Genomic DNA, 26,512 nt, shown 5'->3' with positions numbered 1-26,512 from the left:
GGTCACAGGCCTGCCCGCGCGCGGATGGCGGTGACGGACTCGACCAGCGCGGCACAGAACCCGTCGACCTGGTCGTCGGTGGTGTCGCGGTCCAGGGACACCCGGACGTTGCCATGGGTCAGCGCGCCCATCGCGGCGAGCACGTGGCTGGGTTCCAGCGTCGAGGCCGTGCACGCCGACCCGCTGGCGACGCCGTAGCCGCGCTGCGCGAGGTCCGAGACGATCTCGTCGCCGCCGACGTACAGGCAGGAGAACGTCACGAGGTGCGGGAGCCGGTTGACCGGGTCGCCGACGACCTCGGTGTCGGGGAGCGCGGCGGCAGCCTCCCGGATCCGTTCGACCATCCGGAACTGACGGGTCACCACCTCCTCCCGTTCGGCCAGCACTGCCTGGAGTGCGGCCGCTGCGGCGAGGGCCGCCGGCACGTTCGGGAAGCCGCCTGTGTTGTCCAGTCCGTCCTCGCCGGGGAACGGGCTGGTCCAGCGCGTGCCGCGGCAGACCGCGAGTATCCCGACGCCCGCCGGGCCGCCCCACTTGTGGGCCGACGCGGTGAGGGCGTCCCACCGCTGTGGGAGTACGACGTGCCCGACTGCCGCAGCCGCGTCCACCAGGAGCGGAACGGTCGCCGGCAGGTCCACCTCGTCGACAGGCTGGAGCGTGCCGACCTCCTGGTTGGCGGCCTGCAGGGCGACCACGGCGACGCCTACGCGCCGCGATGCCTCGGCCAGCATGTCGAGGTCGACCCGTCCGGTGCGGTCGACCGGCACGCTCGCGTGTGCGGGGGAGGGACGCCACTCGGCCGCATGCAGGACCGAGGAGTGCTCGATGGCGCTGTGCACGATCCCGGTGCGCCCCGTCGCGGCTGCGAGGCCCAGGAGCCCCCGGTGCACGGCGTCGGTGCCGGAGGCGGTGAAGCCGATCTCGTCGGGGTGCGCGCCGAGGCAGTCGGCGACCACGGCACGGGCGTTGTCGAGGAGCAGGCGCGCGTCCCTGCCGGGTCCGTGCAGGCGCCGCGGGTCGCCGTACCCCCGCTCGAGCGCAGCGAGCAGCGTGTCGCGCGCGGCGGGGTGCAGGCGCTGCGACGAGGCCGCGTCGAGGTACACCTCAGGCGTGCTGCTCACAGGGGCGACGATAGATCAGGGACAGGGGAGCCGCGTGAGCACGCCGCGCCGCGTCCGAACCACTGACCCCACGCCCCGCACGAGTCCCGTCTCCGCTAGTGTTCGCAATTGTTCTGACCCTCGAGAGGAAGGCTCGTTCGTGGGCTGGTGGCTACCCGAGCGCTCGCGTGGATCCCGACGGCATGTGCGTCGCGTGATCCCGCTCGCCGGCATCGTCGTACTCGCGTTCGCGTTGTCCGGATGTTCGACCGATACCCAGTGGGAACGGGTCGGCATGCCGGAAATCGTGACCGTGCAGGGTGAGCACATCCTCCTGCTGTGGCAGGGCGCGTGGATCGCTGCGCTCGTCACGGGCGTGATCACGTGGGCGCTGATCATCGGCGTCCCGATCTGGTTCCGTCGTCGTAGTGACGACGAGGTCCCGGTCCAGACGCGCTACAACCTGCCGATCGAGATCTTCTACACGATCTTCCCGATCGTGATGGTGGTCGCGTTCTTCGCGCAGACCGTCCGGGTGCAGAACATCGCGCTCGAGCACGACCCCAACCCGGACGTCATCGTCAAGGTGGTCGGCCAGAAGTGGTCGTGGACGTTCAACTACCCCGACACCGAGGCGGCGGACGGCAACAACGTCTTCGTCAGCGGCACGGGCGAGGACATCCCGCAGCTGGTCATTCCGGTCGACAAGACCGTCGAGTTCCAGCTGTACAGCCCCGACGTGATCCACAACTTCGGCATCCCGGCCTTCGCCATGCGCATGGACGTCGTTCCCGGCAACGACAACTCCTACCAGGTGACCCCGACCGAGATCGGTGTCTACGACGGCAAGTGCTACGAGCTGTGCGGCGCCTACCACTCGCGGATGCTGTTCACCGTCGCCGTCGTCTCCGACGCCGACTACGAGGCCTACCTGGCCAAGCTGGCCGCTGACCCCGAGCACGTCTCCGAGGAGCCCGTCGACGGCGGCGTCTACTCCGAGAACCTCATCCACGACGACGAGGGAGGGCACGAGTGACCGCGACTGCCACTCGCTCCGCGGACCTCACCGAGCGCAAGCCGCTCGGGCAGCAGGTCGTGCGGGTGCTGACCACGACCGACCACAAGCTGATCGGCAACCTGTACTTCGTCACCGCGATGGGCTGGTTCATCGCCGGCGGCATCATGGCGCTGCTGATCCGGTCGGAGCTGGCCTACCCGGGCAGCCAGATCGTCAACGAGGAGCTCTACAACCAGCTCTTCACGATGCACGGCACGATCATGCTGCTGCTGTTCGCGACGCCGCTGTTCTTCGGCTTCGGCAACGCGATCATGCCGCTGCAGATCGGCGCGCCCGACGTCGCGTTCCCGCGACTGAACATGTTCAGCTACTGGCTGTACCTCTTCGGCGGCCTCATCGCCGGTGCCGGCTTCCTCACCCCGCAGGGCGCCGCGTCCTTCGGCTGGTTCGCCTACACGCCGCTGTCCGACTCGGTGAACAGCCCCGGCGTCGGTGGTGACCTGTGGATCATGGGCCTGTGGATGGCCGGTCTGGGCACGATCCTGGGTGCGGTCAACTTCATCACCACGATCATCTGCATGCGCGCTCCCGGCATGACGATGTTCCGGATGCCGATGTTCGTGTGGACCGTGCTGATCACGGCGATCCTCGTGCTGATCGCCTTCCCGATCCTCGCCGGTGCACTGCTCTCGCTCGAGGCCGACCGACAGCTCGGGGCCCACGTCTTCGACACCTCGACAGGCGGCGCGATCCTCTGGCAGCACCTGTTCTGGTTCTTCGGGCACCCAGAGGTCTACATCATCGCGCTGCCCTTCTTCGGGATCATCTCCGAGATCCTTCCGGTGTTCAGTCGCAAGCCGCTCTTCGGGTACGTCGGCCTGGTCGGCGCCACGCTGGGCATCGCGATCCTGTCCGTGGCGGTGTGGGCGCACCACATGTTCGTCACCGGCGCGGTCAACCTCGCGTTCTTCTCCGGCATGACGTTCCTGATCGCGGTCCCGACGGGCGTGAAGTTCTTCAACTGGATCGGCACGATGTGGGGCGGGTCCGTGCGCATGGACACACCCATGCTCTGGTCGGTCGGCTTCCTCACGACGTTCCTCTTCGGTGGCCTGACCGGCATCATCCTGGCCAGCCCGCCGCTGGACTTCCACGTGTCCGACTCGTACTTCGTGGTGGCGCACTTCCACTACACGGTGTTCGGAACCGTCGTGTTCGCCATGTTCGCGGGCTTCTACTTCTGGTGGCCGAAGCTCACCGGACGAATGCTCGACGAACGACTCGGCAAGATCCACTTCTGGCTGTTGTTCGTCGGCTTCCACACGACCTTCCTCATCCAGCACTGGCTGGGCATCGAGGGCATGCCGCGTCGTTACGCGGACTACCTGCCCGGCGATGACTGGGAGGTCCTGAACCAGGTGTCGACGATCGGTGCCTTCGTGCTCGCGTCCTCGATGCTGCCGTTCTTCTACAACGTGTACGTCTCCCGCAAGAGCCCGCTGGTCAACACCGACGACCCGTGGGGCTGGGGACGGTCGCTGGAGTGGGCCACGAGCTGCCCGCCGCCGCGGCACAACTTCCACACCCTCCCGCGGATCCGCTCGGAGTCTCCCGCGTTCGACCTCCACCACCCGGAGATCGCCGCGATCGAGATGTACGACAACCCGGCGGAGTTCGACGGTGGTGGCACGGGCGACCTGCCGGACACCGAGGGTCGCGCGGAGCACCTCGACGAGCAGATCAAGAAGAACCAGGACGGTGACCACTGATGAAGATCGAAGCCTGGATCTTCGGCCTGACCACGATCTTCCTGGTCCTGGTCTCGCCGGCCTACTGGTTCATCACGGACGCGGGTGAGCGTTGCGGCAAGGAGAACTGCGGCGACTGGACGGGCACATCGGCGCTCGTCATGACCACGCTGCTCTGCGCGATGATGACGCTGTACCTCGGCTTCCACGCCCGGCGGATGGACGCCCGGCCGGAGGACCGCAAGGACGGCGAGATCGCTGATGGCGCGGGCGAGCTCGGCTTCTTCCCGCCGTACTCGTGGTGGCCGCTGTGGTGCGCCGCTGCGCTCGGCGTGATCGTGTTCGCCGTGGCCGTCCTGGCCTGGTGGCTCGTGATCATCGGGTTCGTCCTCGGCGCGCTGGCCGTCCCGGGCTGGATCTACGAGTACTACCGGGGCGAGTACGCCCACTGAGCGCTCGCTCAAGCTGGATTTCGTTGGCGGTGTCCCACCTCACGGTGTGACACCGCCAACGTGTTTCCAGCCGTTCTGGTGAGGTTGTGGCAGGTACCCTTCTCTGGTGTCCACCACGTCCCGTCGCGCCACTTTGATGCGCTCTTTTGCCGTCCTGTCCATCGTTGCGGTGGTCGCGACCGGTTGCGACGGTTCGGGCGTGCTGCCCGGCGCAGGTGACGACAAGACCGCCGAGACGACGGCTGCTGCCGCGGTCCAGGCGACGGTGCACACCAACATCAAGCCGGGTGCGACCAACGTCCCGGTCGACAAGATCCTGCGCGTCGCGGCCGTGGACGGAACACTGAAGACCGTCACGGTCCGATCGGCTGCCGGCCCGCTGAAGGGCAAGGTGGACCCGGCCAGCGGACGCTGGATCGCCAGCGACCGGCTGGAGCCCGGCGTGCGCTACCGCGTCCACGCGACGGCCGCCAACGCCGAGGGCACCGAGGCCTCCAGCGACACGGTCTTCACGACCCGGGCGCTCTCGCTCGCGCAGCAGACCTACCCCTCCGTGTCGCCACTCGACGGTGAGAAGGTCGGGATCGGCATGCCTGTCGTGGTCACCTTCGATCTCCCGGTGACCGACAAGGCGGCCTTCGAGGCGAAGATGAAGGTCACCTCCACGCCGGTCCAGGCCGGCTCGTGGCGTTGGGTGGGTGACAAGGAAGCCCACTGGCGCCCGCGCGCGTACTGGAAGGCCGGCTCCAGGGTCAAGGTCAACATCGACATCAACAGCGTCTCGGCGGGCGGTGGTGTCTATGGCCAGGAAGACCGCGACATCGCCTTCACCGTCGGCGACGCCCACGTCTACAAGGTCAATGCCAAGACCCACCAGATGAAGGTCGTCTCCAACGGCAAGCTGCTGCGGACCATCCCCATCACGACGGGCAAGGCGGGCTTCATCACCCGGTCGGGCACGAAGGTGATCATGGAGAAGTTCGCCACCCGCCGGATGAACTCCGAGACCGTCGGCATCCCGGCGGGCTCCTCCGAGGCCTACGACCTCGACGACGTGAAGTGGGCGATGCGCCTGACGAACTCCGGTGAGTTCATTCACGCCGCCCCGTGGTCAGTCGGCTCCCAGGGCCGCGACAACGTCTCCCACGGCTGCACCGGCATGAGCACCGCCAACGCCGCGTGGCTCTACAACATGACCCGCCGGGGCGACGTCGTCGAGTACGTCGGCACGAACCGTCCGATGGAGTCCTGGAACGGGTACGGCGACTGGAACATCAATTGGGCCGACTACGCCGCAGGGTCCGCGCTCAGTTGAGCACCGAACTCGTCTTCCCGGTGTCGTAGGGACTTCGCGTGCGGATCGCTGTCGTCTACGACTGCCTCTTTCCGTGGACGGTGGGCGGAGGTGAACGCCTCTACCGGGCGCTCGCCGAGGAGTTCGCGGCCCGGGGTCACGACGTCACCTATCTGACCCGTCGCCAGTGGACGGGACCGACGCCCTTGGTGGAGGGGGTGCGGATCGAGGCGATCGCTGCGGAGGCAGACCTGTACGACGCGGTCGGTGCACGGCGTCTTCGGCCCGCCATCGGGTTCGCGCTGGCGCTGTTCTGGCACCTGGTCCGGCATCGTCGGCGCTACGACGCGGTTCTGGTCAGCGCTTTGCCTGCCACCAATGTGCCGGCGGTCCGCGCGGCGTTGGTCGGTTCCCGGGTGGTCGTCTGCAGCGACTGGCTGGAGGTCTGGCCACGCAAGCAGTGGCAGGACTACAGCGGACCTGTGGTCGGGACGGTCGCATGGATCGTGCAGTGTGTCGCGGCGCGGGTCAGTCCGCTGTCGACCTGCCATTCGGCACTCACAGCCCGCCGGCTCGAGGAGAGCGGTGCGCGGTCCGCACCTCTCCGGAGCCCGGGCTTGATCTTCGAGACGGATCGCGGTGTTCCACGACTGATCGAGCCGGCAGCCGCGCGCGTTGTGTTCGTCGGCCGTCACATCGAGGACAAGCGCGTCCAGGCCCTGCCGGGGGCGATTGCGTATGCGCGACGTTCATTCCCCGACCTCACAGCACAGGTGTACGGCGACGGCCCGCTGCGACCGGCGGTGCTCGCCGAGATCGAACGGCTCGGGTTGGCTGGGGTGGTGACTGCACCCGGCTTCGTGTCCCAGGCTGAGCTCGACGAGGCCGTTCGGGCTGCGTCTGTGCTGGTGAATCCGTCGGCACGTGAGGGCTACGGATTGGTGGTTGTCGAAGCTGCTGCCCTCGGCACACCTGTCGTGCTGGTGGCGGGGGAGGACAACGCGGCGGTCGAGTTGGTCGAGCACGGTGTCAACGGCGCGGTCGCCCTGTCGATCGCGCCGGAGGACCTCGGCGACGCGATCGTGGAGGTGGTTCGGGCAGGAGCTGGCCTGCGCCGTTCCGCCCATGCGTGGTTCGAGCAGGTGGCACCGACATCGTCCGTCGGGGTCACTGCCGCTCGGATTCTCGACGCGCTCGAGCAGCGTCGGGCCGTGCGATGACCGGCGCACTGAAGGTGGCCGTCGACCTCGTCTACTTCACTGGCCGCAAGGGCGGGACCGAAAGCTACGCGCGAGAGTTGTTCCCGGCGCTGGGCAAGGATCCCGGCCTTCGGTTCGTCGGTATCGCCAGCAAGGAACTACGGGGCGAGGTCGTCGACTGGTTCCCGGGCGAGATGGTTCATCTTCCGGTGTCCGGCGAGAGTCGGGTGCAGTGGGCGGCGGCTGTCGCGTTCGCACTGGGCCCACGGGCACGCGCCCTCCACGCAGACCTGCTGCACTGCCCAGCCAACTTCGGCCCGGTGGTCCGGGCGTTGCCGACGGTGGTGACCGTCCACGACCTGCTGCCGCTACGCCACCCTGAGTGGGTGCCCGGTGGTCGGGCAGCAGCCGTCCGCTGGCTGTCGCGCCGCACCATTGCTGCGGCAGATCGGATCATTGCCGACAGCGAGGCGACCGCGAGTGACATTCGTCAGCTCACGGGGCGGGTGTCGCACGACATCGACGTGGTCATGCTCGGTGCACCGACCCCGCTCTTGGTCCGGCGCGCTGCGCCACCGGAACGCCCGTTCGTGCTGTCCGGCGGCAACCGGATGCCCCACAAGAACTTTGAGCGGCTCATCGAGGCATGGACCCTGATTCCCGAGGCCGAGCGGCCCCGTCTCCTGATCACCGGGAGCCACGGGGACGACCCACTCCGCGACGTCGTACGCCGGTGCCGGCTCGAGGACGATGTCGAACTGCTCGGCTGGGTCTCCGGTGACGAACTGGCCGGTCTGTATTCGTCGGCGAGTGCGTACGTCTTTCCCACCATGTTCGAGGGCTTCGGCCTCCCCGTGCTCGAGGCGATGGCCGCCGGCTGCCCGGTCATCGGATCGGACCTCCCCGTGCTCCGCGAGGTCGGTGGCGACGCGATGGTGTACTTCGAGCCGACGTCGCCCGTTGGCATCGCGAACGCCGTGCGACAGGTGGTGGGTGACCACGACCAGCAACGCGAGCTCCAGGCGGCAGGCCACCTTCGTGTCCAGCAGTTGACGTGGGAGCAGACGGCGTCGCGCACCGCTGACGTGTATCGACGACTCGCCCGTCGGTGACCATCGAATCCCCTAAACTCGCGCCCGTGGGTTATCACGAGTGGCACGCGCGCCCTGGTTACTACATGGACGTCGCACGGCACTTCGAGCAGGGCAGCAGCCTTCTCGACGTCGGGTGCGGCACCGGGTGGCTGTCTGCAGAGTTCCCGGCCTACGTGGGGTTGGACAACTCGCCTGCTGCGGTCGAGGCCGCGCAGCAGCGGGGGATCGACGTGCGCCTTGCCGACCTCGAGGCAGGTCTTCCCGTCGGCGATGCCGAGTTCGACGGTGCCGTGCTCAAGGATGTCCTGGAACACCTGCTTGATCCTGTAGGGCTCGTCCAGGAGGTGTATCGCGCGTTGCGGCCGGGTGGCACCGTCTTTGCCTCGTCACCGGATGCGCAGCGGTGGGTCTGGCACGACTACACACACCGCCGGCCGTGGACCCGGACATCAATGCGCCGTGTGTTTGCGGATCATGGATTCGAGGTGGTGCGGGTCTCCTACGAGAGCGTCGCGCCCGGGACGGGCATCGTGTCCGGGTGGTTCCCGCGCAAGCGGCGCCCACGCCTTCTCAATGTGCTCACTTGGCTGCCGGGCTGGCGCCGCAACGTGTGGATCCTGGCCAGGCGACCAGCGGACTGACAGAGGCGCTAGCTGCGAGGGTGGACGGAGCCGATGGATGCCTCATGGGCGTCCCGGGACCGGTCGAACTCGAGGAGCGCCTGGGCCCGGGCGAGATTGGCCAGGCGGCGGTCCAACTCACGCAGGCGGACGTTCTGGGTGATCGTGGTGAACACGAACACGACGACGAGGACGTAGAGGATCAGGTTCGGTCCCTCGCGCACGCCGACCAGGTTCGCAGCCTTCGTGACGAGTGAGGGAGCAATGACACTGGCAGCGGCTCCCACGGCAACGGCGAACCCGATCAGCCGGGTCACGGCGAGCCGGCCACCGCTCGGTCGTGCCTTGAGCAGCACGATGACCATGAGCAGGATGCTCGCCAGCAGGAAGACACGGATGATCATGCGGTCGCTCCGAGGCGATCGGTTGCGAGGTCGAACAGGATGTTGAGCGCGTTGAGGTTGGATTGTCCCTTGCTCCGGGAGTAGTCCGAGTAGTGCATCGTGACAGGGTGCTCGGACCAGGTCAACGAGGCCGCCGCCACCCGTGACTCGATCTCGGAGGCGTGGGCCATTCCGAACTGGCGCAGGTTCATCTGAGCGGCTGCGGAGCGGGTGAGCACCCGAAGGCCGTTGTGGGTGTCGGTCAACTCGATGCCGGTGACGGTACGCGAGAAACGCAGCGCTGCGGCCATCAAGACCCGTCGGGTGAACGGCTGGCCCTCGGTCCGGCCCAGGTTGCGCGATCCCAGGACGATGTCGACGGAGGTGACCAGTGCCTTCGTGACCATTGCGGCTGCATCGCTGACGAGGTACTGGCCGTCGGCGTCGAACGTCACCACGTGGGTCGCGTCGGTGCGGGCCAGCACGTAGTCGAACCCGGTCTGGAGAGCGGCCCCCTGACCGAGGTTGATCGGGTGGCTGAGAACCTTGGCGCCGGCAGCCCGGGCAGCGGCTGCGGAACCGTCCTTCGAGCCGTCATCGACGCACACGACGTGCGGGAACGTGCCGAGAAGATCGGTCACGACCTCGCCCACGACAGGGCCTTCGTTGTACATCGGAACGATGACAACGACGCGGTCGAATGCGGGGCGATTGAGCACACGTTGAGACTAGTGATCTCGGAGCCGGATCGACATGCCCTTGCGTCAACTGTGGTCGACTGGTCCTGGCGTCCTAGTCAGATCGAACTATGTCGGGCTTCGCGATGACGACTCAGCGCCGGACGGCGTCTCGATACCGACCAGTCTGCTGCGGACCAGGTACGCCGTCGTCATGCCGATGAGCAGGAACAGGGCCACGGCTGCGACGGACGTGCCAGCCGCTGATGCCAGCGTGTAGTGCCGCCAACCCCACGCGGCGTCCTTCTGGAGCAGGCCGAGCCCAAGGACCGCGCCGAGTGCCATCGTGCCCAACTGGAAGCCCAGCAGCGGGGTGAGCAGCGCCCTGGATCGTTCCCCCAGGTGCGCGAGCGACATGGCGAGGAGTGGGAACGCGCAGCACAGTGACTCCAGTGGCAACCGGTAACCCCAGAAGCCGTTCCCGCCGTGGTAGGGGTTGAGGTACACCTGAATGAGGAGATAGAAGAACCCTCCGATGGCAAGGGCTCGAGCCCAGTCCGGCACCTCGCGCCATCCCCGAATCACCGACGGGATCAGGATGAGCAGGACCGGCGTCCAGACGAAGATGCCGTAGCCGGGGGAGATCAACATGCCCAGGAGGTCGCCGAGCTGCTCCCACCACGTGCGTGTGGCCGGCCATGCGGCGAGGTCGCCGGCGGCATAACCAGTCGTTGGGCTCCAGGAGCCGTAGAACCAGTGGCCCCACAGCGACAAGACTGCGATCGCGGGCGCACTGGCAGCTCCGACGCGAAGAGCGATGCCCGGTTGGCGACGAGTAGCAGCAACAGAAAGGCCCACGATCGCGACTGTCAGCGCGAGGTGCAGGCGCCCGAGGACCGCAACGCCGCCAAAGAGGCCGACGAGCAGCCAACGATCCCGATGAGCAGCCCAGGCCATGCCGCCGATCCCGACGGCCGTCACGGTGTGTGTCCACAGCGATCCGCCGACGACTGTCCAGTACGGCGTCGTGAACGCGAGTGCGGCTGCGGCGGTGAGCGTGACGTGACGTGGCACCGACGTCGGGAGACTGCCGGCCAGCAGCATCAGCGCGCAGGTGGCCAGGAGTGCGGCCGTGAAGCCTGCGGGAAGGAACGACATCTTCGTGCTGCTTGCTCCGGCGCTGATCAGGTACTCGACGGCGTAGGCGGGCACGGCTGCGGCGATCGGGCCGGGGCTCCTGGCGACCACTTCGTGGCCATTGTCGGCATTCGTCGTCGTGAAGAGCGACTCGACCGTCCAGGTGCCGGGCAGGTCGTCGTCCTCGACGTCGTCGAGCCAAGGGCTCCCCGTTGTCGCCAATTGCCAGGCAGCCACGTCGGCTGACACGACGTCGGTGGTGCGAGGCGCGTTCAGGGAGGTCAAGCCGAAGATGATGACGCTTGCCAGACCGAGGGGCGCGAGGCCCGAGAACATTCGACGTGAGGACACGGGGCGATTCTCGATCATGAAGCGGATTCCTCAGCGCCGTTTCGTTGGGCGGGTCGAAGATCGGCGGCCCGAGCGGACCCAGGCGGTCGACCGAGGACGGTCCGGCCGACGAACCAGACCGCCAGGCCGCTGAGGGCGACGATCGTCAGGAACGCCGGTGGATTCTCGAACAGAGCATCCAGGACGATGTTCGAGCGCCAGGGCGAGCCATCCGTGTTGGTGTGCGCGCGGCCGAACATCACGCCGATGACCATCACTGCGAGCTGGAATCCGATGATCGGCAAGAACGCAGCGCGGGCCCGTCGCCCCATGTGACCGGCCGTCAGGACCAAGAGCGGGAAGGCTGCACACAGCGCTTCGAGCGGCAAGCGGTAGCCCCAGAAGCCGCTGCCGCCGTGGAACGGGTTGAGCAGGGCCTGGATGATCAGGTAACAGAGACCTCCAGCAGCCAGCGAACGGATCCAGTCCGGGGCCTCGCGCCAGGCTGCTGGGACCGAGGGAGCCATCAGGAGGAGACAGGGCGTCCAGATGAGGATGCCGTAGCCGGGGGACACGAACATACCGGCCACGTCCGCGGCCTGCTCGACCCATGTACGGGTGGCGGGCCACGCGGCCAGGTCGCCCGCCATGTATCCCGCACTCGGACTCCACGAGCCGTACCACCAATGGCCGAGCACGGAGCACAACCCGACGAAGGGAAGGCTCGTGCAGGCCACCTGCACCGCGATCGCTGGACGGCGACGGGCGAGGGCAACGCACAGGCCGACCACGGCGACGATCACTGCCAGGTGGAGGCGCCCGCAGATGCCGAGGCCTCCGAAGAGTCCGACCAGCCACCAGCGCTCACGGGCGGCTGCCCACGCCATGCCGGCGAGCCCGAGGGTCGTCACACTGTGTGGCCACAGGTCGTTGCCTGCCACGCTCCACATCGGAGTGGTCAGCCCCAGGGCCAACGCGCCCATGAGGGCGACGCGCAGGGGCACGAGGGTTGAGGCGGCCGCGGCGAGGAGGGTGACGGCGATGGCAGCCAGCAGTGCGGCAGTGAGTGAGCCGGGCAGGTCCCTCAGCTGATCCGGACCGCTCACAGTCGTATCGATGGCGTACGCCGGCACAGCTACGAGGACGACACCCGGGCTCCTTGCGACCGCGCGGTGACCGTTGTCGAGATTCACAGCGGTCCACAGCGCTCCGCTGTCGCTCGATTCCACGGTCCACTGGTCAGGGAGTTGTTCGGGCGTGACGTCATCGATCCAGGGTTCGCCGGTGGTGGCCAGTTGCCACGCACCCAACTCCGCGGACCACACGTCTCCGCTGATCGGAGCGTGCATGCCGCCGAGCGCGAACACGGCGAACACGATGACTCCAAGAGCACCGAGAAGACGACGCCGGGGTGCGGGCCGCGGGATCACAGCACCCGGACCGTCGTACGACGGCCGGCAGTGAAGTCCCAGAGCTTGAACGACATGGCCCGGCTCAACCGAACGCAGCCGTGCGAGTCCCCGGCCAGGTTCGTCCCCAGGAAGTAGTTGGCGTGGATCTGGCGACCGGTCGCCTTGCTGCGGGGGATCCGGTGGAAGCCGATGCCGCACGGTGCGAAGCGGACGAAGTTGTCCATCCACACGTTGCCGCTCTGGTTGAGCCGCACGCGCGCAGGGCGCCCGCAGTAGGACCCCGTGCGCCAGGTGCCCTTGCGCAGGACCGCGGGGTTGTCGACGATGCCTGCCTGGGCAACGACGCGGCCGCCCGCCGCGACCAGCCAGATCCAGTTCTGGCGTTGGCTGATCACGATCCGGCGCCCGGATCCGGAGTGGGCCGGAACGGGACGGATGTCGCAGCGCTTCGCGGTCGACGAGTACAGCGCCTGCCGTGTGCTGGTCCCGAGCCTGCCCGTCTGGGACAGCCGGTGCCGTGACTGGAAGCGGATGACGGCGGATCGGGTGTGCGACCCGAAGCGTCCGTCTGCAGGACCTGCATCGCAGTGCAGGGCGTTGAGACGCTTCTGGACCCGCACCACGCCGGCGTCGGCCGCGGCCGGTGTTGCCATGAGGGGAGTGACCAGGGCGAGACAGGCCAGCGCCAGCAAGGGGAGTAAGAGGCGGCGCACCAGGACCTCCTGCGTGGCGTCGGCGAAAAACGGCAACGGGCGCCGTCATCCTCGCACGCGAGGCTGGACGACGCCCGTCGAACGGATCAGTGATCCGCCGGGCCGTGCTTGTTCGGGCCGGCGGCGATCTGCGCCTCCAGCTCGTGCAGCTCGTGCTCGGCGTGGTGCTGCGCGTCGTGCAGCTCCTCGGCGGTGGGCTTCTGCACGTTGTCCGCGAAGAAGACCGCTGCCAGCTTGGCGCGCAGGCGCCGGAGCTTGACCTGACGACCGGCCAGGCCGGACGACTCGATCTCCTCCACCGTCTCCGGCGTCGGGTCGATGTCGCGGGCGCTGAGGCGGTAGGCCTCGCCCTCGGGGAGCGGCAGGTGCTTCTCCGCATAGCCGCCCTCGGGAGAGCGGACCAGGACGCCCGACTCGTAGCCGTGCAGGAGCTTGCCCTCGTCGTGGCGCTGGAGCGAGATGCACCAGCGCTTCGTGATGATGAAGGCGATGACCGGCCCGATGAAGACCGCGCCCCGCATGAAGTAGGTGATCTGGTTGATGCTGAGGTGCATCTTGATCGCGATGATGTCGTTACCGCCCGCGGCCCACGAGAGGCCGTAGAAGGTCATCAGCGCCACCATGATCGCCGTACGGGTCGGGGCGTTGCGCGGACGCTGCAGGAGGTGGTGTTCGCGCTTGTCGCCGGTGATCCAGGCCTCCAGGAACGGGAGCGCGATCAGGATCATCAGCATCAGCGGCGGCATCACGAGGATCGGCAGCATGACGTTCCACGACAGCGTGACCCCGAAGATGTGGGTCTCCCAGGCCGGGATGATCCGGAGCAGGCCGTCGGGCCAGCCCATGTACCAGTCGGGCTGCGAGCCTGCGGTCACCTTGGACGGGTCGTACGGGCCGAACTTCCAGACCGGGTTGAGCGAGAACAGGCCACCCAGCAGGGTGATCACGCCGAACACGATGAAGAAGAAGCCACCGGCCTTGGCGGCGTAGACCGGGAGCATCGGGTAGCCGACGACGTTCTCCTCGGTGCGGCCGGGACCGGCCCACTGCGTGTGCTTGTGGTAGACGAGCAGCAGCATGTGTGCGGCGACCAGGGCCAGCAGGATGCCCGGGATCAGCAGGATGTGCATGGCGTAGAACCGCGGGATGATCGAGTCGCCCGGGAACTCACCTCCGAAGAGGAAGAACGACATGTAGGTGCCGACCACGGGGGAGGCCTTCATGAAGCCGTCCGCGGCCCGGACGCCCGTGCCCGAGAGCAGGTCGTCGGGCAGCGAGTAGCCGGTGAAGCCCTCGATCGTGCCCAGGAGCAGCAGCAGGCAGCCGATCACCCAGTTGAGCTCGCGCGGCTTGCGGAACGCGCCCGTGAGGTACACGCGCAGCATGTGGATCATCATCGAGGCGATGAAGATCATCGCTGCCCAGTGGTGCATCTGCCGCATGAGCAGGCCGCCACGGACATCGAAGGAGATGTCCAGGGTCGAGGCCATCGCCGACGACATGTGCACGCCGCGCAACGGGTCGTAGGAGCCGTTGTACTGGACCTCGGTCATGCTCGGGTCGAACCACAGCGTCAGGAACACGCCGGTCAGCAGCAGGACGACGAAGCTCCACAGGGCGATCTCGCCCAGCATGAAGGACCAGTGGTCCGGGAAGACCTTGCGCAGGTTCTTCTTCATGGCGGTGCCGAGGCCGAGGCGCTCGTCTGCCCAGTTCGCGATGGCGCCGGCGGCCTTGGCCCCCTTGGGAGCGGTGGCGGGCTCGGTGCCGTTGGTCGTTGCGACCTTGCTCATGTCACCAACGGTCATAGTAGTCACGCTCCCAGTAGCTCGGGCCGACCGGTTCGTCGAAGTCGCGGGTCGCGACGAGGTAGCCCTCGGCGTCCACGCCCAGCGGGAGCTGGGGGAGCGGACGGCCAGCGGGACCGAACACGACCTTGCCCGAATCGGCGAGGTCGAAGGTCGACTGGTGGCAGGGGCACAGCAGGTGGTGCGTCGTGCGCTCGTTCAACGAGATCGGGCAACCGACATGGGTGCAGATCTTGGAGTACGCGACGATGCCGTTCACGGTCCAGTTCTCGCGGCTGTTGCCGTCCTTGTCCTTGCCCGGCTTGATGTCCTCCGGGTTCATCCGGAGCAGGACCAGCGAGGCCTTGGACTTGTGGACCTGAGCGGCGATGCCCTCGACCTCGGTCGGGTCGATGTCGTAGCGCTCCGGGTTGTGCAGGGCGTCGGGCTGGCAGTTGACCAGGTCACCGATCTCCAGGTCGGAGGCCAGGATCGGGGTCCAGATGCCGTCGCGCACGACGCGCATCGGCTTGTCCTTGAGGCCCTGGCCCCAGATGGTGTGCTCGAGCTTGTCGCCGGGCAGCGGACCCAGGTCGCGCAGGAGCACGACGGCCGGGAGACCGACCAGGCCCATCGCGCCGAGCAGCGAGTTGCGGATCAGGGGACGCCGGCCGATGCCGGACTCCTCGATGCCGACGTTGAGCGCCTCGAGCGTGGCGACGCGGTCCTCCTCGGGGGAGTTGGCCGGGTGGCGGAGCTCGGAGATCTCGTGGTCGGCCATCAACTTGCGCGACCAGTGGATGATCCCGATGCCGATGAACATCAGCGACAGGCCGAGGGTGGCGCCGAGCGCCATCGTCGAGGCACCGAAGCCGGCGAACACGTGCCAGTTGTCGTCGATGTCCAGGGTGAAGTACGCCACCAGGAACAGGACGGTGCAGATCGCGGAGAGCCCGAAGAATCCGGCGACCTGTCGCTCCGCGCGCTTCTCCTTGGCGGGGTCGACGTCCGTCGGCCGCCAGGTGTGCGCGGGCAGGCCCGGGTCGGCGATCGGGTCGGCGACCGCCAGTTCCCCTCCGTGGGGGTCGTTGTTGTGTGCGTCGCTCACGCTTCCGCCTCGTCCTTCTTGTTGCTCGAGCGGGTGGTGTGGGCCGCGATCCAGACTGCGAAACCGACCAGGGAGCCGATGCCGACGAGCCAGGCGATGATGCCTTCGCTCACGGGACCGAGGCCACCGAGGGTGAGTCCGCCGTAGCTGGGCGCCTTGTCGAGGGTGTCGAGGTAGGCGATGACGGCCTTCTTGTCCTCCGGCGGGATGTTGCCGTCGGAGAACGTGTCCATCGACTGCGGACCGGTCAGCATCGCCTCGTAGATGTGCTTGGAGTCGACGCCGCGGATCTTGGGGGCGTAGCCGCCGCGGGGCATGGCGCCGCCGGAGCCCTCGAAGTTGTGGCAGGCGGTGCAGTTGGCGAGGAAGATCTGGCCACCGCGGACGACGAGCTCCTCGAGCTCCTTGTCGCTCATGCCCTCGGTGGAGTACAGCTCGGTGTCCGGGATCTGCGGACCGGTGCCGAGGGAGCCGACGTACGCGGCCAGCGCGGCGGTCTCCTCCTCGTTGTAGGTGACCTCCTTGCGGGGGGCCTGCACGCCGGGCTGGGCCATCGGCATCCGGCCGGTGCCGACCTGGAAGTCGACAGCTGCCTCGCCCACATCGGTGAGCGCCGGGCCGTACTGCGAGCCGCCCTGGGTCAGGACGCCCTCGCCGTTCTGGCCGTGGCAGAAGGCACAACCCACGAGGAAGAGCTCGCGGCCCTCCTTGACCAGTTCTTCCTGGCTCTGGGCGGAGTCGGCCTGGGCCGGAGCGAACGCGGCGTACAGGCCACCGGTGAGCAGCAAGCCGCACACCAGGACCATCAGGCCGGCGATCGGGCCACGGCGGTGCCGGGAGAGGCGACCGGCGGAGCGGTTCAGAAGGCGCACAATCAGTCCTTGCGGGTCCGGGTCGGATCGGTGGGCGTACAACAGTTCTTCATCGCAGCGGTTCCTGGTGTCACTTGACCAGGTAGATCGTCGCGAACAGCCCGATCCACACGACGTCGACGAAGTGCCAGTAGTAGGAGACGACGATCGCGCTGACCGCCTGCTCGTGGGTGAAGCGTCGCGCGATGTACGTGCGCCCGAGCACGAAGAGGAAGGCAATGAGACCGCCGGTCACGTGGATCCCGTGGAAGCCGGTGGTGAGGTAGAACATCGTGCCGTAGCCGTCGTGCGGGATGGTCACGCCTTCGTGGATCAGCTCGGCGTACTCGAGCGCCTGGCCGCCGATGAAGATCGCGCCCATGACGTAGGTGAGGATGAACCACTCACGCAGGCCCCAGCCGGTCTTGCCGCCCCAGAACTTCCAGATGGGGCCGCCGCGGCCGACCTGCCCGCGCTCGGCGGCGAAGACGCCCCATTGGCACGAGAACGACGACAACACGAGGATCGTGGTGTTGATCGCGGCGAACGGCACGTTGAGCAGGGCGGTGTTGTCCGCCCACATCTCGGACGAGACCGATCGAATCGTGAAGTACGACGCGAAGAGCGCCGCGAAGAACATGAGCTCGCTGGACAGCCAGATGATGGTGCCGACGGCGACCATGCTGGGTCGGTCGTGCTGGCCGTGAAGGCGCGAGGCCGGGAGAGATGCCGTTGCTGTGGTCGCCACGGGCGTCATTATGGCGGTTCCTGACGGCATCGGCATCCCGACCCCCCGATCTGGCGCGTCAACGGGCACGACCTACGCTCGATCCAGTCGAGGAGGTGCCCCGTGGGGTTGGTCGTGACAGTGGCCGCAACAGCAGTGGAGACGCTGCCCCGGTTTGATCTCGGTGCCGTCTGGACCGAGTGGTCCCTGGCCCCCCTGCCGCTGATCGCGACCGTCTGGGGCGTCGGTCTCTACGCCCTCGGGGTGTCGGCGATGCGTCGCCGCGGGGACCGCTGGCCGATCGGGCGGTCGATCGCGTGGGGCATCGGGATGTTCGCCTTCTACTTCGCGACCTCATCGGGCCTGGCGGCGTACGACACCGTCCTGGTGAGCGTCCACATGGTCCAGCACATGGTGCTGTCGATGGTCGTCCCGCTGTCGCTCGCGCTGGGCGCGCCGGTGACGCTGGCGCTGCGCACGTTGCCGAAGACGCCTCGTGGCTGGCTGCTGGCGTTCCTGCACTCGCCCGTGGCGAAGGTCCTCGGCTTCCCGCCCCTCGCGTTCGCCCTCTACGTGCTCTCGCCGTGGGCGCTCTACTTCACTGGTTGGTACGACGCCTCGCTCGAGTCGGTCTACGTCCACGAGATGATGCACGTCCACCTGGTGGCGGTCGGCGCGCTGTTCTTCTGGCCGATCGTCGGGATCGATCCGCTGCCCGGGCGGGTCCAGCACCCGTTCCGGGTGCTCCTCACCGTGATGACGCTGCCGTTCCACGCGTTCCTCGGCGTGACGATCATGGGACAGAACACGCTGCTCGGCGGCGACCACTATCCGTCCCTGCACGACGGGCCGATGGGTGCGTGGCTGCCGGACCCGTTCGATGACCAGAACCTCGCCGGCGGGATCCTGTGGGCCGCGGGCGACCTGGTCGGCATCGGGTTCTTCCTGGTGCTGTTCATCCAGTGGGTGCGGGCGTCGATGAAGGAGGCCGAGCGCGAGGACCGCCGCCTCGACCGACTCGAACGGCAGCAGCAGGCGCGGACCGAGTAGCATCGCGCGGGTGACCTCACCGAAGACCCTGAAGGTGCTCGTCTACAGCGACGACGTGCACACCCGCGAACAGGTCATCCTGGCGCTGGGTCGCCGTCCGCACCCCGATCTCCCGGAGCTCGAGTACGTCGAGGTCGCGACCGAACCGGTCGTGATCCAGCACATGGATGCCGGCCACCTCGCGCTGGCGATCCTCGACGGCGAGGCCGTGCCGGCCGGCGGGATGGGCATCGCCAAGCAGCTCAAGGACGAGATCTACAACTGCCCGCCGCTGCTGGTGCTCACTGGTCGGCCGCAGGACGCGTGGCTCGCCACCTGGTCCCGTGCGGACGCCGCGGTGTCGCACCCGATCGACCCGATCGTGCTGGCCGAGGCCGTCGTCTCGCTGCTGCGCGCTCGCGTACCGGCCTGAGATGACCTGGCCAGATGTCCTCGGCTCGCTGGTGGCCGGGGAGAACCTGACGCCTGCCCAGTCGGCCTGGGCGATGGGCGAGATCCTCGACGGCGCGGCGACGCCCGCCCAGATCGCCGGCTTCGTGGTGGCGCTGCGCGCCAAGGGCGAGACCACCGAGGAACTCACCGGACTGGTCGACGCCATGTACGGCGTGATGACGCCCATCTCGGTGCCCGGCAGGTTGCTCGACGTGGTCGGCACCGGCGGTGACCGGTCGTTCTCCGTGAACATCTCGACCATGTCGGCGATCGTGGCTGCCGGTGCGGGCGCTCGCGTCGTCAAGCACGGCAACCGGTCCGCCTCCTCGCAGGCGGGCACCGCCGACGTGCTCGAGGCACTCGGCGTCCGGCTCGACCTGCCGGCCGACCGGGTCGCCCAGGTCGCGATCGAGGCCGGCATCACCTTCTGCTTCGCCGCCTCCTTCCACCCCGCGATGCGCCACGCGGCGGTGCCCCGCAAGGAGCTTGGTATCGCCACTGCCTTCAACGTGCTCGGCCCGCTGGCCAACCCGGCCCGCCCCGCGGCACAGGCCATCGGTTGCGCCGACCTGCGCCTCGCGCCGGTGATGGCCGGCGTCTTCGCGGACCGTGGCGTCGACGCCTGGGTGTTCCGCGGCGACGACGGCCTCGACGAGCTGACGACCACCACGACCTCGCAGGCCTGGGTCGTCCACGGTGGCGAGGTCGTTCCCACGACCATCGACCCCCGTGCGTTCGACCTGGCCCCGGCGACCCCCGAGGACCTGCGTGGCGGCGACGCGGCGCACAACGCGGACGTCGTACGACGGATGCTGGACGGTGTCCGGGGGCCGGTGCGCGACGCCGTGGTGCTCAACGCCGGCGCGGCCCTCGCCGTCTACGACGCGCCCGGATCACCGGTCCAGGAGGCCCTGGCAGCCGGCGTCGTCCGGGCGGCCGAGGCGATCGACTCGGGCGCAGCGAAGGCCACCCTCGACCGCTGGGTTGCCGCAGCTGCAGGCTGAGCCCGGACCAGTCGGTCAGTCCGTGCGGGGCTGGGTCAGGTAGACGAGGTCGTTGTTCGTCGTGACCGTGTCCCAGCCGTGCTCCTCGAGTGCCCCGGCCAGGGGCGCGTCGTCGGGAAGCAGCGCGACGTGTGCGTCGAGGTCGGCGAGCGTGGCCTCCCAGCCGGGAACCAGCTTGAACAGGTCGTCGTACGCGTTCAGCTCGTCGTCGGTGTAGACGTCGCCGTACCCGTGCATCGGGACGTCGAGGCCCGGCTCGGTCCAGAGCAGGACAGCGCCGTCACTGCGATCGGTCAGCACGACGGTGCCGTCGGGGAGGTCGTCGAGGAGGCTGGCGAACGGACGCAGGTCGTCGGCGGGGACATCGCGCAGCGGCAGTGCCGGAGCCAGTACGACGACCCCGACCGTCAGTGCGGCCACGACCGACAGTTCGCGCCGACCCGCCACGCGGGTGCCGGTCGCGGTGCCGCTCTCCCGGCGCAGGGCGGTCAGTTCGCTGGCGACGACGAGGGAGAGGACGACCAGGGCGAGCGGCAGCGTGCGGTTCGAGTAGATCGCGAACACGCAGCCGAGGCCGAGCAGCGCCATGTCGTAGGGACGCACCCCGTTGCGGCGGACGAGGAGCACGACGGCGACGGCCAGCAGGACGGTGACCGGCGCCGCGGCGAGGGTGATGAGCTCCGGCGCGCGCCACTCGCGGAAGTGATCGCCGCGTGAGTTGACCAGGAGGATCGCCGACACCAGTCGCGGACCGACCGGCGTGACGCAGGCGGCGAGCAGCATGCTGGCCGGGACGGCCAGCATGCGCAGGACCTCGGTGCGGGTGCCGCGGCGCTCCAGGCACACGGCCACGGCCAGGACCGCGCTGGCGCCGACCCCCAGGATCCACATGCCGTGGCTGGCGGCCCACACCCAGGCGAGCGGCACCAGCCACCAGGGGAGACGCCCGGTGCGGCGGGCCAGGCTCCAGGAAGCGAGCACGGCCACCAGGAAGAGGTAGCTGAGGACCTGGGGTCGCAACGAGAGACTGGGGAGGCAACCGAGCAGGGCCACGGCAGTGAGCGTGGCGGCGGTGCCGGGTGTGGTGTGCGCGCGGACCAGCAGGTAGACCGCGGCGGCGAATCCGCTGACGAGTGCAGCGAACAGGACGACCAGACCGGTGTCGCCGAACGCATCGGCCAGCCAGGACATCCCGATCTGGGGGAGCCACTGCGTCGGCGCCCAGTCGTTGGTCGAGGCGGTGCTCACCTGGCCGGGACGGGCCAGCGACCAACCGTTGCGGAACTCGTCGCCGAACCGCAGGTGGAAGTACGTGTCGAAGGCCCGGAACGGCCGACTCGCCAGCATGGCGAGGGCGGCGGCCACCAGTACCCCCGCGAGCGGTGGCCACGCGGCAGCGAGCAGCGGGAAGCGGCCGGCAACCTGCGTCGGCGGGGCCGTCGCCACCGTCAGTCGAGCCCGATGGAGAAGGCGGCCTCGAGGTCGTGGCGCGAGTAGGCCCGGTAGGCGATGTGGGTCTCGGTGTCGACGACGCCGTCCACCTTGTTCAGCCGGTCTGCGACGACCGTCGCGATGTCGTCGTGGCTCGCGACGCGGATCAGCGCGATCAGGTCGATCTGTCCGGTGACGGAGTAGACCTCGCTGACTCCCTCGAGGGCGGCGATCGCCTCGGCGACCTCGGGGATCCGCGCGGTCTCGGCCTGCACGAACACGATGGCGGTGATCATGCGCCCACTCTAGGAGACACCGGCGTGTGCAGGAGCGACTCCCGGTGTCGACCTGCTCCGGCCACCGGACACACCCACTCGCCGACGACGTCGACGAGCCGGATGCCCGGAGCCTCGAGCCAGCGCAGGATGCGCTCGGACTCCTCGGCGGTCGCCGCAGGTGCCGGACCGATGGACGGCACCACCGTCTCGGCGGAGGCGCGCAGGCCCGCCACGTAGGCGAGGGCGTCGCCACCCGTCGGAATCACGCCCGCTGCCGCCAGGCGGCCGTGGCGTACGACGTGGACCGACCAGCGGCCGTCGTCGCCCCGTCGTGCTGCGACCACCTCGGGGCAGCCGGTCAGCGCGGTCAGCCGTTGGGAGCGCGCGGCGCCACGGATGAAGTCGGCCAGCCGGTCGCGGTGGTGGGCGGCCTCCTCGAAGCGCTCCTGGTCGGCGAGTGCCGTCATCTTCGCCTGCACGAGGTCGACGACGTCGTCGGGACGGCGCAGCAGCGTGTCGCGCAGCTGGCGCACGACGGCGGCGTACGTCTGCGCGTCGGTGCTCCCGTCGCAGGGCGCGAGGCAGCGCGCCATCTCCGCGAGGACACAGGCCGACCGCGAGGGCCGCAGGCCGAAGCGGTCGTTGCACTGCCGGATCGGGAACACCTCGTGGAGGGCGGCGAGGGCGCTCTCGGCCGAGGACTTCGAGGAGAAGGGGCCGATGTAGTCGGCGTCGTCGTCCAGGACGCGCTTGACCAAGGACAGCCGCGGCCACGGCTCCCGGGTGAGCTTGAGGTAGGTGACCTTCTCCGGGAAGCGGGAGCGGCGGTTGTAGCGCGGCTTGTGCTCGGCGATCAGGCGGAGCTCACGGACCTCGGCCTCGAGCGGCGTCGCGCACTCGACACCGGTGACCGAGGTGGCGATCTGCACCATCTCACCGATCCGGGTCCGCTTCTCCGATGCGGTGAAGTACGACCGCACCCGTCGCCGCAGGTCCTTCGACGTGCCGACGTAGAGCACGTGCTCCTGTGCATCGCGGAAGAGATAGACCCCGGGAGCGTGGGGGAGTCGGTCCGCAAGGTGGCGCTTGCGACGCGCCGCCGGTGCCACCTTGGAGGAGTAGCCCTGCAGCTCCTCGAGGGTGTGGACGCCGAGTCCACCGAGTCGTTCCATCAGCCCGTGGAGTACGTCGACCGTCGCTCGCGCGTCCTCGAGGGCACGATGGTTCGGCGTGGTGCCGGCCCGGAAGACCCGGGCGAGCGAGGACAGCTTGTGGTTGGGCGCCTCGTCGCGGGTGACGACGTGGCGCGCGAGCTTGACGGTGTCGAGCACCTCGAAGTCGGGCCACACGAGGTCCTGCTCGCGGCAGAAGTGCTTGAGGAACCCGACGTCGAAGCGTGCGTTGTGGGCCACCAGGACGGAGCCGGCGGCGAACTCGAGGAAGGCCGGTAGCGCCGAGGTGATCCGCGGCGCGTCGGCGACCATCCGGTTGGTGATGCCGGTGAGCACCGCGATGAACGCCGGGATCGCGGTGTCGGGATTGACCAGCGTCTGGAACTCGCCCAGCATCTCGCCGCCCCGGACCTTGACCGCGCCGATCTCCGTGATCCGGTCGCCGTCACCCACCGAACCGCCGGTGGTCTCCAGGTCGACGACGCAGAAGGTGACGTCACGGAGCGGCTGCCCGAGCTCGTCGAAGGAACGCTGCGCCTCCCACCGGCTCGGCGGTGTGGTGGTGGCGCTGACGGTCATGTCCTCACGGTAGGCAGGACGTCCGACACGTCGTCACTCCCGCGCCGAGGAGAGGCCCGTGGTCGTCGGCCGGGCGCACCCGGCCGCCCATCAAGTGTCGGACCCCCCTGCGACTCTCGAGGCATGACAACGAGGATCGATTGCGACACGTGCGTGGTGCGCGGGCTCGCGTGCCACGACTGCGTGATCACGGTGCTGCTCGGGCCGCCGCCCGAGTTGCTCATCGACGACGAGGAGCTGCGCGCCCTGGACGTGCTGGCCGAGGGCGGACTGGTCCCACCGTTGCGGTTGGTGCTCCCCGTCGACGGCCCGCACGTCGAGTCGGCCTGACGGTGGGTCCTGGCGCGTTGCCCCCGGGGCATGTGTGACAGGTGTGGCCGGTGTGATGTGCGCCTCACCTGTTCGGTCCCCAACACGCCAGCTGAGGTTTGGCGTCCCCGCGACCCCCGATTAGGCTGCCCCCTCAGGTGTTCGAGGAAGTGGGTCGACCGACCCGCGCGGACACCGCGTTGAATCCAGGGCCGCTTGCGGCTCCGGAGCCGGGGAACCAACCACATCTGGGGTGAATCCCGCACGAGGTGCGACCTCGACAATCCCGACCGGATTGAAGAGGACGCGAGGAGTGCGGGTAGGGCAAGTCGTGCCCGAATCCGTCAGCTCACCCGGTAGGCGTACGACACGAAGGGGACCGCCAGCTCGTGCTGAACGGCCGTAACCGCACCACCGCTGCGCTCGCTGCGCTCGCTCTCACCGGAACCCTTGCTCTCTCCGTGAGCACCCCCGCCCAGGCGGAGCCCGACATCGACACCGTGCGTGATCGTGTCGAGAAGCTCCTCCACCAGGCCGAGCAGGCCTCGGAGCGCTACAACGACGCCAAGCTCGAGCTCACCGAGCTGAACCGCGAGCTGCGCTCCCTCAAGGCGGACCAGTCCCGTCAGGGCGACGCGCTGGACGGCGTCCGCTCCGATGTGCGCGACTCGATCATCCAGCGGTACCAGACCGGCGGCCTCGGCCCCACGGGCGAGCTGCTGTCCTCCGACTCCGAGGCCTTCCTCGACGAGCTCTCGACCCTGTCGACCATCACCGGCCTCCAGGACGGCTTGCTGTCGGACTACGACAACGAGCTCGAGGCCTACTCGATCCGTGAGAGCCAGACAGCCAAGCGCCGCAACGACATCGCCGACCTCAAGGCGACCCTGGCCGCGGAGAAGAAGGCCGCTGACTCCAAGCTGGCCAAGGCCGAGTCGCTGCTGTCGCGCCTCGAGGAGGAGGAGCGCGCGGAGATCCTGTCCCGTGACGGCGGCGTTCGCGCCCCCGATGCCTCCTCGATCCCGGCCTCGGGCCGGGCCGCTGTCGCGATCAAGTACGCCCTCGCCCAGGTCGGTGACTCCTACGTCTACGGCGCAGCCGGCCCCAACGCCTGGGACTGCTCGGGCCTGATGATGGTCGCGTGGGGCCAGGCCGGCGTCGGCCTGCCGCACTCCTCGCGTGCCCAGGCTGGTGCTGGTGCGCGAGTCTCGAAGAGCCAGTTGAAGCCCGGCGACCTCGTCTTCTACTACAGCCCGATCAGCCACGTCGGCATGTACATCGGCAACGGCATGATCGTCCACGCGGCCAACCCGGGCGCCGGCGTCAAGGTGTCCAGCGTCGACGAGATGCCCTACTCCGGGGCCGTTCGTCCTGGCTGACCAGGTGATCAGGTGACCCGCCGGGTCCTCCCGGGGGTCGTCCTCGTCGTCGCCCTGGCGACGGTTGGCTGTTCGCCCGACGAGTACGTCGCCCCGCCGCCGGCACAGGGCACCGAGGTCGCCGCTGCGGCGACCGCTGCGGACACGCTGGCCGCACTTCAGGATGCCGTCGCTGCCGGTGACGGTGCTGCTGCGTCCGATCTGGCGACCGCTGGCGCGCGGGCGCTCGTCGAGTCGGTCGCGACGAACGCGCACGCGATCGGCCTCACCGACGTCACGTTCCGCTACGTCACCGAGACCGGGCGCACGTCCGGAGCCGATGCCTGGGACGGGTTGGTCGCCCTGACCTGGCGGGTCGACGGCTTCGACGGGGCCTCCGCCCGTGCCGAGGTTCCCATGTCGTTCGCCGACGGGGGTCGCCGGATCGCCGCCATCGGTGACCAGACCGGTCGGCTTCCGGTGTGGCTCACCGGACCGGTGACCGTCGAACGGGTGCCGGGAGCCCTCGTGCTCGCCTCGGACGACCCGTCGGGCTCCCCGACCGGCCGGACGTCGTACGCCCGATGGGCCCGCAAGGCCGTGGCGGAGGCGCGCGCGGTCGTGGGTGGTCGGACCGGACTCGTGGTGGAGGTGCCTCGTGACGCGACCGCGCTGCACCGGGCCCTGGGAGCAGACCCGGGTTCCTACGGCTCCATCGCTGCTGTCACGGCACCGGTGGACGGGTCACGGGTCCCGGGGAGTCCGATCCACGTCTTCCTCAATCGCGCCGTCTACGACGACCTCGATGCAGTGGCCGCCCAGGTCGTGATGACCCACGAGGCGGTGCACGCCCTCACCGGGGCGGTGCTCGCCCGGAACGTGCCGCTCTGGCTGGTGGAGGGTTTCGCCGACTACGTCGCCTTGCGCGACGTGGGGTTGCCGTTGGCGAAGACGGCCGGTCAGATCCGGTCGCAGGTGCGCAAGAACGGTGTACCGAAGGCGCTGCCCGAGGACGCCGAGTTCAATCCGGCGGGGACTCATCTCGGCGCGGTGTACGAGGCGGCGTGGCAGGTCACGGTCACCCTCGCCCACCGCCGTGGCGAGCAGGCACTGGTCGACTTCTATCGCGCGATGCTGGGTGGCAAGAAGCTCGCGCCGGCGTTGCGTGCGGCTTTCGACTGGTCGGTCGCCGACCTCACCGCAGGATGGCAGGCGCAGCTGGCCATGTTGGCGGGCGTGCCACAGTAGG

General features: G+C 68.8%; 26 protein-coding genes and 1 riboswitch. Of the genes, 13 read left to right on the top strand and 13 right to left on the bottom strand.

The genetic code is table 11. From position 1 onward, the window contains the following. Positions 1-2 precede the first annotated feature (2 nt). Positions 3-1,121 carry a cysteine desulfurase family protein gene (locus ACOACQ_RS01655; protein ID WP_378597438.1) on the bottom strand — a complete coding sequence of 373 codons (1,119 nt, stop codon included), beginning with the start codon at positions 1,119-1,121 and terminating at the stop codon, positions 3-5. A 193-nt stretch (positions 1,122-1,314) separates the two neighbouring features. On the opposite strand from ACOACQ_RS01655, the gene coxB reads away from it, so the two are divergent. The 7 genes from coxB (at position 1,315) to ACOACQ_RS01620 (ending at position 8,546) form a co-directional block, all read left to right on the top strand. Further along, a complete protein-coding gene (coxB, locus tag ACOACQ_RS01650; RefSeq protein ID WP_378597439.1) occupies positions 1,315-2,136 on the top strand; it encodes a cytochrome c oxidase subunit II in 822 nt (273 codons plus the stop codon). Continuing rightward, positions 2,133-3,887: a cytochrome c oxidase subunit I gene (gene ctaD, locus ACOACQ_RS01645; protein ID WP_378597440.1), complete on the top strand. Its 1,755-nt coding sequence runs from the start codon at positions 2,133-2,135 to the stop codon at positions 3,885-3,887. Before coxB ends, ctaD begins: the two co-directional genes overlap by 4 nt. Further along, entirely contained in the window at positions 3,887-4,318 is a 432-nt protein-coding gene (locus ACOACQ_RS01640) for a cytochrome c oxidase subunit 4 (protein ID WP_378597441.1), read from the top strand. Before ctaD ends, ACOACQ_RS01640 begins: the two co-directional genes overlap by 1 nt. A gap of 106 nt (positions 4,319-4,424) precedes the next feature. Continuing rightward, the gene (locus ACOACQ_RS01635) at positions 4,425-5,633 is read left to right on the top strand and encodes an Ig-like domain-containing protein (RefSeq protein WP_420287460.1); all 1,209 of its coding nucleotides are present in this window, start codon (positions 4,425-4,427) and stop codon (positions 5,631-5,633) included. Between the two features lie 38 nt (positions 5,634-5,671). Next, positions 5,672-6,832, top strand: a complete 1,161-nt coding sequence (locus ACOACQ_RS01630) for a glycosyltransferase family 4 protein (protein WP_420287459.1) — start codon at positions 5,672-5,674, stop codon at positions 6,830-6,832. Beyond that, complete coding sequence (locus ACOACQ_RS01625) at positions 6,829-7,923, top strand: glycosyltransferase family 4 protein (protein WP_420287458.1); 1,095 nt, start codon at positions 6,829-6,831, stop codon at positions 7,921-7,923. Before ACOACQ_RS01630 ends, ACOACQ_RS01625 begins: the two co-directional genes overlap by 4 nt. A gap of 26 nt (positions 7,924-7,949) precedes the next feature. Further along, on the top strand, positions 7,950-8,546 hold the full coding sequence (locus ACOACQ_RS01620) for a class I SAM-dependent methyltransferase (protein WP_420287457.1): 597 nt from the start codon (positions 7,950-7,952) through the stop codon (positions 8,544-8,546). Between the two features lie 8 nt (positions 8,547-8,554). Here the strand turns inward: ACOACQ_RS01620 and ACOACQ_RS01615 are convergent, their stop codons facing one another. From ACOACQ_RS01615 to ACOACQ_RS01575, 9 genes are all read right to left on the bottom strand, one after another. Beyond that, on the bottom strand, positions 8,555-8,929 hold the full coding sequence (locus ACOACQ_RS01615) for a DUF2304 domain-containing protein (protein WP_420287456.1): 375 nt from the start codon (positions 8,927-8,929) through the stop codon (positions 8,555-8,557). Next, complete coding sequence (locus ACOACQ_RS01610; RefSeq protein WP_378597447.1) at positions 8,926-9,627, bottom strand: glycosyltransferase family 2 protein; 702 nt, start codon at positions 9,625-9,627, stop codon at positions 8,926-8,928. The genes ACOACQ_RS01615 and ACOACQ_RS01610 overlap by 4 nt, the downstream gene beginning before the upstream one ends. 87 nt (positions 9,628-9,714) lie before the next feature. Beyond that, on the bottom strand, positions 9,715-11,073 hold the full coding sequence (locus ACOACQ_RS01605) for a hypothetical protein (protein WP_378597448.1): 1,359 nt from the start codon (positions 11,071-11,073) through the stop codon (positions 9,715-9,717). A gap of 14 nt (positions 11,074-11,087) precedes the next feature. Beyond that, positions 11,088-12,428 carry a hypothetical protein gene (locus ACOACQ_RS01600; protein ID WP_378597449.1) on the bottom strand — a complete coding sequence of 447 codons (1,341 nt, stop codon included), beginning with the start codon at positions 12,426-12,428 and terminating at the stop codon, positions 11,088-11,090. Between the two features lie 50 nt (positions 12,429-12,478). Further along, the gene (locus ACOACQ_RS01595; protein WP_378597450.1) at positions 12,479-13,213 is read right to left on the bottom strand and encodes a L,D-transpeptidase family protein; all 735 of its coding nucleotides are present in this window, start codon (positions 13,211-13,213) and stop codon (positions 12,479-12,481) included. A 50-nt stretch (positions 13,214-13,263) separates the two neighbouring features. Beyond that, positions 13,264-14,970, bottom strand: coding sequence for a cytochrome b (locus ACOACQ_RS01590; RefSeq protein WP_378597451.1), 1,707 nt, complete (start codon positions 14,968-14,970; stop codon positions 13,264-13,266). Between the two features lies 1 nt (position 14,971). Then, positions 14,972-16,072, bottom strand: a complete 1,101-nt coding sequence (locus ACOACQ_RS01585; protein WP_378597452.1) for a ubiquinol-cytochrome c reductase iron-sulfur subunit — start codon at positions 16,070-16,072, stop codon at positions 14,972-14,974. Then, a complete protein-coding gene (locus tag ACOACQ_RS01580; protein ID WP_378597453.1) occupies positions 16,069-16,944 on the bottom strand; it encodes a c-type cytochrome in 876 nt (291 codons plus the stop codon). The genes ACOACQ_RS01585 and ACOACQ_RS01580 overlap by 4 nt, the downstream gene beginning before the upstream one ends. A gap of 70 nt (positions 16,945-17,014) precedes the next feature. Then, the gene (locus ACOACQ_RS01575) at positions 17,015-17,605 is read right to left on the bottom strand and encodes a cytochrome c oxidase subunit 3 (protein WP_378597533.1); all 591 of its coding nucleotides are present in this window, start codon (positions 17,603-17,605) and stop codon (positions 17,015-17,017) included. Positions 17,606-17,773: 168 nt separating this feature from the next. Between ACOACQ_RS01575 and ACOACQ_RS01570 the strand changes: the two genes are divergently transcribed. Genes ACOACQ_RS01570 through trpD form a run of 3 tightly spaced genes read left to right on the top strand, consistent with a single transcriptional unit; the run spans position 17,774 to position 20,136 of the window. After that, entirely contained in the window at positions 17,774-18,700 is a 927-nt protein-coding gene (locus tag ACOACQ_RS01570) for a cytochrome c oxidase assembly protein (protein ID WP_420287455.1), read from the top strand. A gap of 10 nt (positions 18,701-18,710) precedes the next feature. After that, complete coding sequence (locus ACOACQ_RS01565; RefSeq protein WP_378597455.1) at positions 18,711-19,112, top strand: hypothetical protein; 402 nt, start codon at positions 18,711-18,713, stop codon at positions 19,110-19,112. A gap of 1 nt (position 19,113) precedes the next feature. Continuing rightward, positions 19,114-20,136, top strand: a complete 1,023-nt coding sequence (gene trpD, locus ACOACQ_RS01560; protein WP_378597456.1) for an anthranilate phosphoribosyltransferase — start codon at positions 19,114-19,116, stop codon at positions 20,134-20,136. 15 nt (positions 20,137-20,151) lie between these two features. On the opposite strand, the gene ACOACQ_RS01555 is transcribed toward trpD, so the two are convergent. The 3 genes from ACOACQ_RS01555 to ACOACQ_RS01545 are packed head-to-tail and all read right to left on the bottom strand — an operon-like array spanning position 20,152 to position 23,596. Then, positions 20,152-21,582 carry a hypothetical protein gene (locus ACOACQ_RS01555; protein ID WP_420287454.1) on the bottom strand — a complete coding sequence of 477 codons (1,431 nt, stop codon included), beginning with the start codon at positions 21,580-21,582 and terminating at the stop codon, positions 20,152-20,154. Positions 21,583-21,584: 2 nt separating this feature from the next. After that, positions 21,585-21,863 carry an Lrp/AsnC family transcriptional regulator gene (locus ACOACQ_RS01550; RefSeq protein ID WP_056706115.1) on the bottom strand — a complete coding sequence of 93 codons (279 nt, stop codon included), beginning with the start codon at positions 21,861-21,863 and terminating at the stop codon, positions 21,585-21,587. Continuing rightward, positions 21,860-23,596, bottom strand: coding sequence for a DEDD exonuclease domain-containing protein (locus ACOACQ_RS01545; RefSeq protein WP_378597458.1), 1,737 nt, complete (start codon positions 23,594-23,596; stop codon positions 21,860-21,862). The genes ACOACQ_RS01550 and ACOACQ_RS01545 overlap by 4 nt, the downstream gene beginning before the upstream one ends. Positions 23,597-23,719: 123 nt before the next feature. On the opposite strand from ACOACQ_RS01545, the gene ACOACQ_RS01540 reads away from it, so the two are divergent. The 3 genes from ACOACQ_RS01540 to ACOACQ_RS01530 all read left to right on the top strand — a co-directional run bounded on the left by ACOACQ_RS01540 (position 23,720) and on the right by ACOACQ_RS01530 (position 26,511). Further along, on the top strand, positions 23,720-23,926 hold the full coding sequence (locus ACOACQ_RS01540; RefSeq protein WP_378597459.1) for a hypothetical protein: 207 nt from the start codon (positions 23,720-23,722) through the stop codon (positions 23,924-23,926). A gap of 179 nt (positions 23,927-24,105) precedes the next feature. Next, positions 24,106-24,284: riboswitch (cyclic di-AMP (ydaO/yuaA leader) on the top strand. Between the two features lie 10 nt (positions 24,285-24,294). Continuing rightward, positions 24,295-25,284, top strand: a complete 990-nt coding sequence (locus ACOACQ_RS01535) for an NlpC/P60 family protein (RefSeq protein ID WP_420287453.1) — start codon at positions 24,295-24,297, stop codon at positions 25,282-25,284. Positions 25,285-25,296: 12 nt separating this feature from the next. Further along, positions 25,297-26,511, top strand: a complete 1,215-nt coding sequence (locus ACOACQ_RS01530; protein ID WP_420287452.1) for a hypothetical protein — start codon at positions 25,297-25,299, stop codon at positions 26,509-26,511. The last annotated feature ends 1 nt before the right edge of the window (position 26,512 follow it).

The sequence above is a fragment of the Nocardioides sp. CPCC 206347 genome (assembly GCF_048654605.1).
GTDB lineage: Bacteria > Actinomycetota > Actinomycetes > Propionibacteriales > Nocardioidaceae > Nocardioides.
This window is presented reverse-complemented; position numbering and strand designations above follow the sequence as displayed.